The organism is Zooshikella ganghwensis DSM 15267 (assembly GCF_000428585.1).
In the GTDB taxonomy this organism is placed as follows: Bacteria; Pseudomonadota; Gammaproteobacteria; order Pseudomonadales; family Zooshikellaceae; genus Zooshikella; species Zooshikella ganghwensis.
In genome coordinates this window covers 20,772-35,915 of sequence record NZ_AUAF01000015.1, presented here as the reverse complement: position 1 = coordinate 35,915, position 15,144 = coordinate 20,772, and the positions used below count along the sequence as shown (strand labels likewise).

The window sequence follows — 15,144 nt, the reverse complement described above, 5'->3', positions numbered from 1 at the left end:
TTAAAACTGGCTGCTTTTGAGCTGCTTGTGATACAGCCAACGCTTAATGGCCAGTGCTGTAAGAGGTCCTGCAACAAGAATTATGACGCAGGTGCTAAGGGGATAGCCAAGCATTAAGCCACAGAACAAGCTGATACCAATGGTTGAGTCCAGCTGATCAAGGGCAATAAATAATCCACGATACGCACTGTTTTGGTCGGCAGCACCACCAGGCGGAATGTTACAGCGCCGCTTTAGCCAGGAGTTAGGAAGTTCTGCCAGGGTATAAGCCAGGCCAAGGCCACAGCCAACCAAAGCAAAAGTAAGGCTATTCCAAGGTGGATTAAGGTCAAGCAACGCCCAGAGTAGGTAGCTTAGCCAGGCTGCTAGTCCGGTATAGGCAGACATAAGTAGCACACCCCGCCAGGTTTTATTAGCCCCAAACCATTTAGCATGAATAGGCTGGGTGAGGCTCGGCAGGTGTTGCTGTTTTACACTCCACATATGACCAACACCCCCTACTATCACTGGTAGTATGAGTTGCAGCGGCCATAACAGCAGAGCTGAAAGCGTCAGCTGTTGTTGATAAGTGGTTAGGGTTTGGTGTTGATAAATATCCAGCAGCAGCAGAATCAGTGCACTTCCCCCTAATACCGCCAGCATCAGTTTTGGACTGCGGAACTTATGAAAGGTAAAGCGGCTGACCATCGCCAGTGACATTGCCAGGAGTAATAGGGTGAGCAAGTCGAATAAAAGGCCCTGGCCAAACCAGAGATACAGAGGGTAAACCACTAACAGTAACAGTACGCTCCAAAAAACCGGTAAACCCAGATAAGCCAGCGACTGCTCGGTATTTTTCACATTGCCTATTTCATTGAAAACGGCGAGGCGAACAATACCCGCAGCAATGAAAGTGATGAGCGCTATGACTTGAAGTGGTTCAGTAAACCCCATCAGATAGAGGAACAGCATTGGGGCAACCAGGTAGTCTAATGTATCAACAAAGCCATCAAGGTAGCGGCCAAATGGTCGTTCTGTTTTAAAGTGGCGAGCAAGCAGACCATCAAAGGCATCACACAACATAGCCAAACACATACAGCTCAGTGCAAGGGCGAAGTGTCCGGATAGCATGAAACCAATACTCAAACTGATCCAGACCACACCGGATAAGGTTAGCCAGTCAACGATATTGAGACGAACCAGGAAAAAAGAATGAGGGCTATCCATGTGTATAACTTCCTTAGCTACACTAGCTCAGTTGTTGGCGTAAGAGTTGGCGGTCTACTTTGCTATGATGCCGACGATCAAATGGCAGTTGGTTCATCCAGCTGAGCCTGGGTAGTGGCACCTCAAGCTGGTGGCAAATGCGTTGAACTTCGTCAGCAATGTGTTGCCGATTGGCTTTGGCCGAGGCAACTAAAGCTAGGGTAGCTTTGCCTCGGCAAGCAACCAGTATGCCGTTAATAACCCCTGGCAGCATTTCCACGCGACACTCAAGTGGGTAGGGGTAAATTGTCATGTCGGCCAGCTCGATGATGTCTTTGATACGGCCGGTTAGCCACAGCCGGCCACGGCCATCGAAATAACCTGTATCACCGGTACGATGCCAAACTTGACCATCAGCTGTCGGAACTTTGAGTGATTGAGTTAGTTCTTCGTTATCCACATATTGCTTAATGACATGAGGCCCTTTAACCAGTACTTCACCAATAACTCCAGGTGGTAGTTTTCGCGCTAATAGCGTTCCCTCATCCAGCCCTTTTGCAGAATCCATGGTGGGGACAATAAGCACTTCAGCAACGGAAGCAGGTTTACCCACCAGATAACCATTGGGGGAGCTTTCATTAATCACTTCATCGATAGAGACACTGGTGATAGGCTCAGCTTCAGTTGCCCCATAAATCACTTCAATGCGTGCGTTAGGAAAGGCCAGCTTCATTTGTCGACAGAGCCTGACAGAAACACTACAGCCGCCAATCGCAATGTAATTAATCTCAGTCCAGGTTTGCTCTTTGGCGAGTAAGTGTCGTGTCAGTATCTCGACCAGCCTAGGAAAACCAATGATCCGTGTGACATTTTGCTGCTTTGCCTTTTGCATTAGCTGTTGCAGTTGATTTGGTGTGAGCCGGTTACCGTTGAGGTTCACAAATAACGTGCTGACACCACTACTAAGAAAGTGCAAAGCCATTACTGGCAGCTGAGTCATAACAGTGGTACCAGGCTGATCACGCCACAATCGTTGTAAGGCTTGATGTTGGGTTATCAGGCTTTGATGGGTACGGGCAGCACCTTTAGGTAAGCCTGTACTGCCAGAGGTGTAGGTGATAAGTGCATTATCATTATCTGAACAGTCGAGAAATGGGTTGGTACGGGCTTGCTGGGCAGTTTGTTGAGGGCTTGTTTGTAGCAGCTCTTCAATACTCACCGCAGGGATTTGCCAAAGTGTAGGCATTAGCCAACGCCAGCGAAGTAAACGGCGTTCTCCTACTATGGCTAGGCAGTGGCTTTTTCGCAGGGTTTGTCCAATACGCTTACTGCCCATTTTAGGGTCAACAAATACGGCAATGAGACCCAGGCTGAGCAATGCGATTAATAGTGCATAAAGGTTGATGCTGGGTCTGAGTAAAACAACCACTCGGTCTTTTGGCTTAAACCCATACTGGGTAAGGGCTTGCTGGAGCTGTTGAACGTGTTGATTAAGCTGTCCATAGCTGATGGCTTTATTACTTTTCTTGGTTTCGTCCAGCTTATTCAACAACAGTAAAGCAGTTTGCTCTGGGTACATCGCCATCACTTGCAATGGTAGCTGTGCAGCATTTGTTATCTTGTTGTGAGCGATAGTGGGTACTGCTGACATAGCCTTACTCCTTGGTCGTCATGCAGGGGATATCTGATAGGGGTTAAGTGGCTTACAGAACAAACCATATTGATGGGTTTCGCAGTCTGGTCCATCACACAGCAAGCTGGCAAGTTTTGCTGAGTCATTGTCATCTCTGATAAGCGCTGCTCCCATACCCTGGTAGCGCTGCCGGATGGCATGAGCTGCGGTCAGGCATAGCCAGGCAGCAATACCTCGGTGCTGATGACTTGGTAAAACGCCTGTGGTTTTAATCAAACAAGTAGGTTTTTTCAGCAGAGGGGTGTGCTGATAGTAGTTCAGTTGGTGTTGAGTGAGTGGCTGCCTGTCTGGGTGCTGGTGTTGATAGCCCTGACTCAGAATGGGGCCATAATCGGGAGTGCATACTACAAAACCAACTACGTCTCCTCTTTTTTTATCTGTCGCTAACCAAGATGAATAGGGACAAAGCCGATTGGCCAGGGGTTGTAAAATATGGGATTTAAACAGCTGAGGGTTTATTGAGGTATAGGCTAGGTTATGGGAGAAAGTATGCTCAACTAATGGGTATAGCTTATCCTGTAGCTGGTGTAAGCACTCACTATTAAGTGGGCTAAGCTGAAAACGTGGTGTTAAGCGCTGATCGAGTTTGTTTCGTAGCTGCTCATTTCGCTGAGTATTAAATTCAAGCTGATGGGTAAACTTACTGTGGTAAGTGGTGTGAGGTTTAAAGCCGAGCTGTGTGAGTAAGGAGGCATAATAGCTGGGGTTCCAAGGCTCACTCGGAAAATAAGTAGTATCGAAATGAGACAAGCGCAGTCGATACCGGCCAAAGGTAGAGAAGTTGATAGGACCTAAAAGCTGCGTAGCACCTTGCGCTTTAGCCCAGGTTTCTAGTTGCTCAAATAGTGCCTGATTAGCATTGAGCTGCTCTGTAGTTTCCCAAAAACCAAAGTAAGCTGTTGGTTTTCCATCGATAACTTGTTGTGGGTGATAGAAGCCTGCCAAACGGCTTGCATTGGGTAGGACGCCAAGCCAAGCCTGTCCCGCCTGAAAAAAAGGGTTCTGAGTAGAAAATAGCTGTTGTAGATAGGCTTGTTGCTCAGGAATCCAGTTCGAATCCTTCTGGTAGATATGGCTAGGCAGATTAAGGAAGGCTTCTGGAAGAGGTTGATCTGCTGACCAAGGTTCCGCATGGAGTGCGTGCCCTGGCATCACAAAAGTAGGACTATCCGTTAAGCTGAAAGGTGGTACCTGGCTATTAGAGGTGGAAGTTAACGCTTCTGTTGTAGTGTTGATCATGCTGAAATCTCCTCTAGCACGTCCTTGGCTTTACTGTCCCGCTGCTTTGTATCCTGAGAGGTTGGGCTGAGTTCAGCATCTGTTTGCTTGGTAGCTTGAGGGTTTTCCTGAAGTTGGATGCTACCCGTTGTGCCATTCATCGTGACCCACTGACCTGTTTCAAGGTGCTGGGTAAGGCCTGGAATATTAACAATGGCAGGTATCCCCAGCTCTCGGGCAACAACCGCAGAGTGAGATAATGTCGAGCCACGTTCGACTAATATGCCTGCTGCAGTTGGGAACAGTGGTGCCCAGCCTGGGTCAGTGCGAACGGTACAGAGGATATGACCTTGCAAATCTAAGTCATCATCTGGGCTGAATATTTTTTTGATTGGAGCAGTAACCTCTCCAGGGTAGCAACCAATACCGTTTAACTCCTGGGCTTCTAAAGTTGTTTCGTTGCTATGAGTCGATAAACAGCCAGAAGTAGCTGCTGGCTTAAATGCGTTATGCAGATAAACCGGTCCAATCGTTTGAAAATGGTGAGGCAGGTCCTGCTGCTGGTATTGGCAATATTCGGCTTTTCGTGTCGAAACAAGGGACTGCCACTCAGTTTGTACAGCCGTTCCTTGCATGTATTGTTCTAACTCAGTGACGGTAAGATAAAAAATATCTTCAGGCTCTGCAAGCACACCATAAAAGGCAAGCTGCTGGCCAACTTCCCGGTAAATATCGCGTATTAAACCTATGGCTCGGGTTCTTGCAAGACGCATACTTTCTCGATTTTTTACGGCTTTTCGCCATAACTTTAATAGTTTCCAAATGCGGTGATAATGACAGCGGTATTTTCCTAAAGGCAGTAACATGAGCTGTTGACGGACTGTAGCTTCCGCCTGGGTGCGCAGATCGCGTTCAGTTTTACCTAAGGTGGATAAACTAAGGTTAGGGTGAGCGATGTAGTTTTTTAGCAGTGCCACCAGGAAGCGAGGGTCTTGGCGAAGAGTGGTCGACTCAAGCTTAAGCTCTCCCATGCACCGGTCACCAAATGCTTCAATATAGTTTTGGCAGCGTTGATAAAACTCAGGGTAACGGTACTGAATCGCAGGCATCACCTCATCATTTGCTAATCCGCTAAGCAGTCGAGCTAATCCTGGTTTGTTACGGATGTAATCACATAACTTCATGAGGTGCTTGGTTGGCTCCGTGCTGGCCAGCGTTTCACCAGCAAGCAAATTATTTTGCAGAGCCTCAGCATTGTCGATTCCCAGCGCTTGTAGCTGACGATGCAAGCGGCCGTTAGTCATCATTACCATAAAGTCATTGATAATAGGTGTTTGCCAGTTATCTAGCAGTTGACGTTGTAACCACTCTGCATGTGCCATCAGCTCAGCAATAGACCGGGTGTGCAGTTGGGCACGATTAACTTGCTGATAAATACTTTCAAAATGAGACTCAAAACTCCTGACCCGTCGATCCATGTTCATAAAGCCCCAGCATAACCGGCTTAAGGCATGAAGACTGTCTGGTAAGCGGACGAGGCGTTGTCGCCAGTTGTCTGGCTGGTCTTCTATAAAATCCACAGGATCTTGCAGGCCCATCATCCGCTCCATGTCGGACTTATTGGTTTTAAAGCCTGGCAGAATCTGTAGGGCGGCATACCAATGGTTAATATTGTAATAAACCCGGCCTTGTATCAGTCCCAGCATATGACTTAGTGCAGGCTGTAGGGCTTGCAGTTTGTGTTTTGATACGCCTAATAACTGAAAGGTTTGCTGATAAACCGTGTGATAGGCTCTTAATGCGAAGGTAAAAGTGAGTGGTAGCGTGATACCACAATAGCTTTCCTGAATATTGGAGTTATCCCAAACTTGCTGCTGACCAATGGGGTTTTCTGGTGCAGGCAGGGATGTGATTGGTCTTGTTTGCAGCCAATAAAGCTGATCATTGACAAAGGTCCACTCTAAGTCTTGCGGACGACCCAGTTGACGAGCAATCTGAAACCCCTGCTGTTTAATGCGTTGAATTTGTTGAGAAGACAGGCAGGGCTTTGTTTGTAAGGTTTCAGCAACAGGCAGGCGCTCGGTACCCTGGCCTGAATTTTCAGCATAGACAATTTGATACTGTTTTTGATGAATCTGAGGCTTAACCTCTTCACTGAATAAATCAACGGTAAATTCATCACAGTCCGCAGTACCTGCAACTACGCCTTCAGCTAAGCCATAACAAGCAGATATCAGTCCGTGCTTACGGCTACCGTTTATTGGGTGAGCTGTAAAGAAAACACCAGAACACTCACCCTCTACCATGGTTTGTACGATGACAGCCAGTGTGGTTTGCGAAAGTGCTCGTTGGTGTTGCTGGCGATAGCGGACGGCTCTCTCCCCAAAGCCACTGGCCATTACCTTAATAACGGCTTGTGCAATATCAGGGTAGCTTTCCAGACAAATATAAGAGTCCAGCTGTCCTGCGAAAGATAAGGTGGTCGAATCTTCATCCGCAGCAGAAGAACGAGCCGCTAATCGGCCTTTGGGTAACTCAGCTAAAGCATGCTTGAGTTTTGCCGCAAGATGAGGTGCTAGATTGGATACTGATAGCTGCTGGCATAGATAGGCACACTGTTTACGTTGCTCTGCAGGAGAGAGTTGATCAAGCGTGCGAACCTTATCAGTGAGCTGGCAATAGGCTAGCTGCTGTTCAAAGGATGCGGTAGTTAACACTATCCAGGGTGGCACTTGATATTGGTGACGAGTCATCCAGGCCAGGTTATAAGCTTTACCGCCCAGAAAGCGTTTATTAGCACTACATGCTGTTTGAGCATCCATCACCAGTTGATCATAGGCTGTGTCAGTCAACATGATGCTGCCCCCCAAGTTGAGTGGTAGTGGACTCCAGGGCATTGATCATGGCTAAGGTTGTTGCTGTCAGGCGGGCCATGAATGGGTAATCTTGCAGAGTATTTGCCAGCCAGTAATGAGCAAGCCGGTTAACAGTAAAGTCCAATAGGCTGTAGTGAAAGCCCATATGCCACTGAGTTTTGTCCAAAGAGGTGTTTGCTGCTTTTGCTAATTGCTGTCGGTGGTACTCGCTGAATTTGGATAAAAAAGCGGGGGTTACTTGCTCAGGTTTTAAGGTAAATGCTAATAGCTCAACGCAGTCACGTTGCGGTAAATGCCAGGTGGCTAACTCCCAGTCCCAGGCGCATAGCTTTAGCTGGTTATTGGTTTGGCGAAACGCCAAATTACGTGGATTAAAGTCGCCATGGATAAGCGTTTTGGGTTGTCGGTCCAGAATACCCCACCACATAGGCAGGTTTTCCAGAATAAGCTGCAGTTGTTGCTGGTCTTGTTCAGAAAACCATTCAGGAAACTCGCTAAGACCATGGTTTTGCAGCAAACGCCATAGGGGCTGAAGCTGTACCATTGTTGTCTGGTTCATTGCGCAGATATTGAACTGGTCAAAAACCTGTCGCTCTTGCCCCAAAAACAAGCTATGAAACTCAGCTATGCCTGTGATTGCTGCCATGATATGCGACTCATGCCAGCCTGCCAGGTCATCAACAGTATTCATCAGTGTTAATGAATCCAGCCACTCCAGTGCTAATAAGAAAATTTCTCGTGACTGGTTTTGGTACTGGCCAAAGCACTGGGGAGCAATACTTGTAAAACGAGAGTCGTTCAGCTGATAAAGCTGCATCTCCCGTTGGTGGCAGCCTTTGAAAAAAGTTGTGCCGCCAGCACGTTTGATTTCTTCTGCTAAGCGTGGGTCACAGAACTGAGCGAGGGTGCGCAGTGTATGAATTGCCTCTTCATCAGTAGGCTTAATTTTTAACATAACCTGGAGTGGTTGATGCTGGTGCTGGAAGTACAGCTTGGCAGGTAATAAGCCCAGAAACTTGGTAGTATGTTCTGCTGTTAACCGGCAAACGATACTTTCTGCATGACAGGGAGCTTCGCTAATTTCTATATGCTCCAGAGTGTTGAAGAGTTCTCCCATGTGTTCCTGAAAAAATGCAGGCGTTAGCTCTTCTTTACGTAAAAATTTTATTGGGCGGTTTCTACCTAAACGGTCGTGGGCTGCAGCAAATTGACCGCTGGCAATGGCTGATAGGGTGGATAAATCCAGTGATAAACTAAAGCCTGCGATAATTTCTGCAAAGCGGGCTGAACGATGGCTTCCAGCACAGTCCAGTAATGCAAGACACTCTTGCTGCTGAGGAAGACCTGTACCACCTCCGACAGTACCTACCACTAAACCGGGTAGTAATAGACAGGCATAGATTCCTTGTTCCGTTTGTTCAATATGAAGATGAGCCAGGCTAGACTCATGAACGCACGCTATATCTTGCCCTGTTGCAGTAAAAATAGCGGCAATGATATTCGCTACGTTGGCATTAACGCCTGGAATACCTGCTTGAATACTGCCTGTGATACCTGCTTGATAAGCTGAAACTAATTCTTTGGCAGAGACTTTTAATATTTGCTGTAAGATATTTTCTGGAATATGGGCTTCAGCAATAACACGGGTACCGCGTCCAGATAAAAAGCTTTGATAAGACGTTTTTTTATCACTGGCCAAATTGGCTTCAATAAAAAACTGTTCGATTGTATGGCGTGGTTGATACTCTTGCAAAATCCATTGACATGCATGCCAAGTACAACTGGTTGTCATATTTTGCCCAGAGGCATCACCAGTTTGGTAAATAAAATTTAAATGAATCATACGCCCGAGAATTAAAGGCTTTAGTTCTATTAATTCAGCATGTCGAGAGCGTTGTCGTGTTTTTTCCTTAATGGTAATAAAGTGTTTTCTTAGCCATTCTGAAAAATGTAAGGCACTTGCCAGACAGTCAAACTTAAAAAAAGGTGTACGGATCATTCGTTGTGACAATACTGCAGTATTCACACCGCCACTTTTAGATAGTGCGGTAGCACCGCGAGTTGCGGAGGCAACAAGAGCGCCTTCTGTGGTTGCTAGTGGAGTGTAAATAGTGCCGGTTACATGTTGTCCATTAAATAAAAGTGGGCCTGAAAGCCCTATGGGAACTTCTACAGAGCCAACAAAATTTTCAATATTAAATCGTAGTTGATCAGCTCTTAAGGAGGTTTTGTCTACACCACTAAGTAACTGCCCCGATTTTTCTCTCAGGAAATCTAAACGAGTTTGTCTTGCTTCTTCACTGTAACGACCACGAGCAGGAATTCGTTCTAATGAATCAGTACCTGATAGCGATAAAGCTTCGTCTGTCGTTTTTGGTATTACAATTTTGGGGGCAGTCATACATCCTTTCCTGCTATTTATACCCTGTTTCAAGAAATTATTTTTTTGACAAAAAGCTATATGGTTTTGGTGTAACTTAATGCGCTTGTAATTGTAGATTATGCATGATTATACCCTTCACGAATGATTTCTAGGTTTTGTTATCTTCACTCCTCACCCCAATCACCTATTAATATAGGCTCATGGGATTTCATCACTCGATGGTCGCACCTAAAAACCATTCGATTTGGGTATATGTCAGAGTCTCATGGTTCCGCATAGTACTATTACAAAGCTTATTTAATGTATATAGCTTGTTGTATAGTTAATTGCTGAGGTTACCTGTTAATATATTATTAAGTTAACCAATCAGGCTTGAAATTATAATCATCCATAAAGTACAGAGAATATGAATGCCTACGGTAGTTTCATTGTATCGACGTGCTTGAATACTAGGTGAGTTTAAAAAGCGAGTAAGAAACCATAAGCTTAGTAACAGGGTGCTAGTAATAATAGTATAAAGCCACCAGCTGCTTGTTAAGAAATAATAAATTAACAGCATAGCAAAGAGGCTGACTGAAAATACGCAACAGACAACCAGGGTGAGCGCGCGTGGTATACCGAGCACTGATGAATAAGTCGGAATATTTTCATTCTCTTCTTCATCAGGTTTTATTTTACGAACAAATTCGAATGCAAAACCTGCGAAGAAAAAGAAGAGCATAATAAGTAAAATTAAATTTATGTTGATGCTGTTATGGCCTGCTAGAAAGTAAAACCACAAGCCAATAAGTGGCATAATTAACATATGAGAAAAACTATAGCTAAGGAGATGCTGATTTAGCCACTTTGAACTAAAAAATTCAAACGTCATGAGGGTTAGCCAGCCAAGCATTAATAACCATGACTGTAAAGTATATACAGTATTATTTTCAACAGATAAGCTCGATAAACCTGTAATAGCGAAAGCAATAATACCAATCACTTTTAGGTGAGATAAGCGAATATACCCTTGTTGAAGAACTCGCTCGGCGTGAAATGCGTTATCTATTTTATAATCTTTATGTTCATCTAAAATACGCAATAATAAAAAAATACTTACAGCGGCAAAACAGTTGGCTATATCATGCCATATTGGTATTGCGTCAGATGAGCTGTGTTTGACAATGGCTGAGACTGCCAGGTAGAGTGAAATTGCTAATGAGGCGTTGGCTAATGGAAAGCGCTCTTTTGCCCAGGCATGTATTCGATAAACCAAAGGAGAGTCATGAGAAAGTGTGCTTGCCTGTGCCATGTAAAGATCTCCTGTTTCCCTACGATAAATGAATGGAGATTACTCCTGTTGTTTCAGCATGTGTCCCCCTCCTCGAGTGCCTTTTATTTTATAAAGCTATTTGAGTACGTTGCCCAAAGCTTATTTTTATCATATACCCTTCACGAACCATTTTTAGGGTTTGTTGTCAGCGCTCTTTACCCCTAATACTTTTTATATGACAATAAACCATATTCACGTTTACTGATATTATTGTCTTATATATTTTCGGCTTACCCTAAGCTAGTTTAAGTTGTGTTATACACAATAATGGTCTTGAAGAGTGATGAGCGAAAATACTTATCACACTGGCGATGCATCAATACGGCTAAATGATGATACTAAAGTGCAACCCTGATCAACATATTATGACTTAAGATCCAATTCTCATTATATAAATATTTAAAATGTATACAACATGTTTGTTATTGTTTTTTTTGTGTTAATTATTTTGTTAGACAAAGCTCTTGTATGTAATTATCTGAAATTTTTTTGGATCCTGAATTTTATGGAGAGTATAAGCATTGTACAGAATTTAATAGGTCAGGTTGGACCCATCAAAAATACTTCATTGTGGGTATTTCTCATAAAGCAGCGATGATTTGACTAAATGATTGTCTAACAAGTAAGGAAAGTGAGTTTGAGTGCAGATAACAGATAATTATGCTGCATTTTCCATCAAGAGCTGAGTGGAAAAATGACAGGTAAATGTACTACCTCTACCTAATTCACTGATGATTTCAAGATGACCATAATGTCGCAATAGAACATGTTTGACGATAGCGAGTCCCAGTCCTGTTCCTCCTGTCATTTTAGAGCGACTGGCATCGGCTCGATAAAAGCGTTCAGTCAAACGAGGAATATGCTTAGGGTCGATACCAACACCATCATCCATCACTGACAAGTGAGCACCTTTTTCGTCTTCCCACCAGTGAACATCAATAGCACCTTTGGCTGGTGTGTATTTAACGGCATTGAAAATTAAATTTGAAAACGCACTGTGTAGCTCACGTTCGTATCCCATTAAAATTGCATTTGGGCTACAGACAAAACTAATTCTATGTTGCTTTTCCCCACTAAGTGCTTTGGCATCATTAATGATGTTAGTGAGCAGTGTTGCTATATTAACTTCTTGTGGATCACTGATTTTATCGCTGGTTTCCAAGCGTGATAACAGCAGTAAATCACTTACCAGGTTTTCCATTCGATCAGATTGCTGTTGCATTTGCTGAATTGCACGAAGCCAGCGCTCGGGAAGACTGTCAGCATTATCGGCAAAAGTTTCCAAATAACCGCGGATAACGGTTAGTGGTGTACGCAATTCATGGGATACATTAGCGACAAAGTCTTTGCGCATTTGCTCAAGGTTATGCAGGCGTGTGATATCACGTGCTAACAGTAAACGATCATTTCGACCAAACAGTGTAATGGTAAAGAGCAAATGGATTTGCTCAGTAATGGGCGAGGGTATTTCTAACGGATCTGCATAGCGCTTTTCTTCAAAGTATTTACCAAAGGCAGGATCACGTATTAGGTTCGTGATGAGCTGACCTCGATCTACAGGTGAGCGAAATCCTAATAGCTTTTCCGCAGCATGGTTCCACCACTCTAAGTTGCCATGGCTGTCAATCATCACTACAGCATCTGATAGTGCTGCTGTTGAGTCTTGGACTCTGTCAATCACTGCTTGTAAGCGCGCACGGGACTTTTGATGACTTCGTTGTAGCCGGTAAATAGCATCAAAAATATCGCCCCAGATACCACGACTTTCTGGAGGTTCATTATTGGTGAGCTCACTTTCCTGAAGCCAGTGGTTTAATTTATAAACCTGTAACAAGGTCCAGAAGAGGTAACTACTTAAGGCTACAACTAGGGTCCAAGCAAGCTCATCAATGGCAAGCCCAAAGATGACTACAATGACTGCCCCAAAAAACAATCGTTGTGGCATGGTTTTCCAATCTTTGCTGACTAACCTTTGGTGGAAAAACGATAACCTGTGCCACGCACCGTTTGAATCAAGCGGTCATGGCCATTGCCTAGTGCTTTACGCAGGCGGCGGATATGGACATCAACAGTACGTTCCTCAACATACACATTGCCACCCCAGACTTGGTCAAGCAGTTGACTGCGGGTATAGGCACGTTCTTGATGAGTCATAAAAAATTGGAGCAGGCGGTATTCAGTGGGGCCCATATCAGTAGGCTTGCCATTGATGGTCACTCGATGACTGACAGGATCAAGTTCAAGTCCTTCAACGCGTATGGGCTCTTGTGGTTCTTGAGCGCCTGAACGACGTAAAACTGCTTTTAGGCGAGCGACGAGTTCACGTGGTGAGAAAGGCTTAGTGATGTAATCATCTGCGCCAACCTCTAGACCTTGTATTTTGTTATCTTCTTCTCCTTTTGCGGTTAGCATAATGATAGGAATGCCAGCCGTCATTTCGTCCCTTCGTAAGCGCCGAGCCAATTCTATTCCGCTAGTACCAGGTAACATCCAGTCCAGCAGAATGAGGTCTGGCTTTTTGTCAATGATAATACCGTGCGCATCTTGTGTATTGTCTGCTTCCAGACATTCATAGCCAGCCATTTCGAGGGCGACTGCAATCATTTCCCTGATTGGGGCTTCATCATCAACAATAAGTATTTTTTTGCCAACCATGTTCAAGCCTTCTCTTCGCTCTACGGGTCAGCAACTCATTACACAGACTGTTTGTTACAATTAAATGACAAATAAAAGGCTATTGATTGAAACCTTTTAGGCATTTAGCAGATATGCCAAATGGTCCTAACTGTTACCAAAAAGCAGTCATAGTGCCCAGGAAAATGAGTAATCCGACCCAGTGATTATTCAAGAACGCAAGAAAACAACGCTCTCTGTTACGTCCATGTGTCAAATAGTGCTGGTAAATAAATAGCAAACTTGCAGCAATTAGACCAGTATAGAATGGCCAGTCAAGCTGTTGGATAATGCCTACAATCACCATCAACAGTAATGCAAGTAGCTGTAAAATAGCAATTATCAGGTTATCCGCCTGGCCAAATAAAATTGCAGTGGACTTGATGCCAATTTGCAAATCATCATCACGATCAACCATAGCGTACTGGGTATCATAGGCTACTGTCCATGACAAATTCGCGGCATAAAGTAACCAGGTAGTCACTGATAGCTCTCCGGTCTGTGCGGAAAATGTCATTGGAATACTCCATGAGAACGCTGCTCCCAACACAACTTGTGGGAAGTGTGTATAACGCTTCATGAAGGGGTAGCAGGTTGCAAGTGCAAGTGCACCAAAAGATAGCAGTACAGTATAAGTGTTCGTTTGCAGAACCAGCAGAAAAGAAAATAGTACTAAAACAAAAAATAGCCAAATTGCTTCTTTCGCTGAGGCTTTACCTGTAATTAATGGGCGTAGTTGTGTTCGTTTAACATGCCCATCAAAGTGACGGTCAGCGAAGTCATTAATAACACAGCCTGCACTGCGCATTAAAAAAACACCTAATGAAAATATAATGATCAGGCTTGTATTGGGTAATCCCTGTGCAGCAATCCAGAGGCTCCAAAGGGTCGGCCAAAGTAAAAGGTAGGTACCAATCGGGCGGTTGAGCCGCATGAGCTGACTGTAAGCCCATAGGCGGGGCCATTGTTGCTGGATTACACGCATATTGACGTTGTTTTAATGGTCGTTTGAAGGCGATGAGGTGGTAAGTATATCACTTGCAGCTGGCTTGCCAATTTGTTCGTTTTCGATGCTGTGAAGCAAAAAGGGTAAAAAATATTCAGTGATCATGAGTGGCTTTTGACTCAATAAAAATCTGGATCGTCGTCCCCACACTTGTTCTGAAGGTAACGGTAAGTCGTGCTGAATAGGTAAATCAGCGGTTTTTAATGTTGTCAGCTCAAATTGTGGTAAGCGTATAATGTTGGCATTACCAAATAAAAAATGGCCAAGGGGCTGCTCTTTGATAGTAAGCAAGTCCTGGTAATTACCACTCAGTGTTTCTTTGGGAATGACAGTCCTTGCCAGTATGCAAGGCTGCTGTCTGACAAACAGTGTAATTTCACGGATGTTGGTTAACGTATCTGGGGTAATAACCAAATACTGTTGCTCTTCTTTAGTTGCTGTGAGCCATTGTTGTCTATGCAGGTGAACAGATACCTTGCTATTGAAGTGTTTTGCTAATTGTTCTGTCAAGGAGCCTGGGTGAGTCAGCCAGTGTTTAAGGTGAGGGCATAACGGATCGTGAGCAGGCCACTTGTGGGTAGGCTGCCAGCAATGTTCACTAAAAAACTGCATATTGGAATAGCGGTTAAGGTTCATAATTCACAGCAGGATGCTTGAAACGGTTTGATGTTGCAAGGTGCAAACAGCAGAAAAATAACTTTCATGTTAGTGATGGTCAATAGCATGACAACAGAGTCATGTGTTGCGTATGGAACCACTATACACCATACGTTATGCTGGCATTAGCCATCAATAATG

General features: G+C 44.4%; 10 protein-coding genes. All 10 read right to left on the bottom strand.

Annotated elements, in window-relative coordinates; genetic code table 11:
• On the bottom strand, positions 1 to 1,206 hold the full coding sequence (locus tag F607_RS32555; protein WP_051310952.1) for a CDP-alcohol phosphatidyltransferase family protein: 1,206 nt from the start codon (positions 1,204 to 1,206) through the stop codon (positions 1 to 3).
• Positions 1,207 to 1,228: 22 nt separating this feature from the next.
• Entirely contained in the window at positions 1,229 to 2,836 is a 1,608-nt protein-coding gene (locus F607_RS0105625) for an AMP-binding protein (protein ID WP_027707298.1), read from the bottom strand.
• Between the two features lie 18 nt (positions 2,837 to 2,854).
• Entirely contained in the window at positions 2,855 to 4,117 is a 1,263-nt protein-coding gene (locus F607_RS0105620) for a GNAT family N-acetyltransferase (protein WP_027707297.1), read from the bottom strand.
• A complete protein-coding gene (locus tag F607_RS28290) occupies positions 4,114 to 6,951 on the bottom strand; it encodes a PEP/pyruvate-binding domain-containing protein (RefSeq protein WP_051310949.1) in 2,838 nt (945 codons plus the stop codon). The genes F607_RS0105620 and F607_RS28290 overlap by 4 nt, the downstream gene beginning before the upstream one ends.
• A complete protein-coding gene (locus F607_RS33445; protein ID WP_084611119.1) occupies positions 6,941 to 9,373 on the bottom strand; it encodes a phosphotransferase in 2,433 nt (810 codons plus the stop codon). Before F607_RS33445 ends, F607_RS28290 begins: the two co-directional genes overlap by 11 nt.
• A gap of 340 nt (positions 9,374 to 9,713) precedes the next feature.
• The gene (locus F607_RS0105605) at positions 9,714 to 10,646 is read right to left on the bottom strand and encodes a UbiA family prenyltransferase (protein ID WP_027707296.1); all 933 of its coding nucleotides are present in this window, start codon (positions 10,644 to 10,646) and stop codon (positions 9,714 to 9,716) included.
• Between the two features lie 679 nt (positions 10,647 to 11,325).
• Positions 11,326 to 12,612 (bottom strand): phosphate regulon sensor histidine kinase PhoR, encoded by a 1,287-nt coding sequence (phoR, locus tag F607_RS0105600; protein WP_027707295.1) that lies wholly within the window; start codon positions 12,610 to 12,612, stop codon positions 11,326 to 11,328.
• Between the two features lie 20 nt (positions 12,613 to 12,632).
• Positions 12,633 to 13,322 (bottom strand): phosphate regulon transcriptional regulator PhoB, encoded by a 690-nt coding sequence (gene phoB / locus F607_RS0105595; protein ID WP_027707294.1) that lies wholly within the window; start codon positions 13,320 to 13,322, stop codon positions 12,633 to 12,635.
• A gap of 133 nt (positions 13,323 to 13,455) precedes the next feature.
• Positions 13,456 to 14,325 carry a 4-hydroxybenzoate octaprenyltransferase gene (ubiA, locus tag F607_RS0105590; protein WP_027707293.1) on the bottom strand — a complete coding sequence of 290 codons (870 nt, stop codon included), beginning with the start codon at positions 14,323 to 14,325 and terminating at the stop codon, positions 13,456 to 13,458.
• 12 nt (positions 14,326 to 14,337) lie between these two features.
• A complete protein-coding gene (locus tag F607_RS0105585; RefSeq protein WP_027707292.1) occupies positions 14,338 to 14,982 on the bottom strand; it encodes a chorismate--pyruvate lyase family protein in 645 nt (214 codons plus the stop codon).
• Positions 14,983 to 15,144 lie beyond the last annotated feature (162 nt).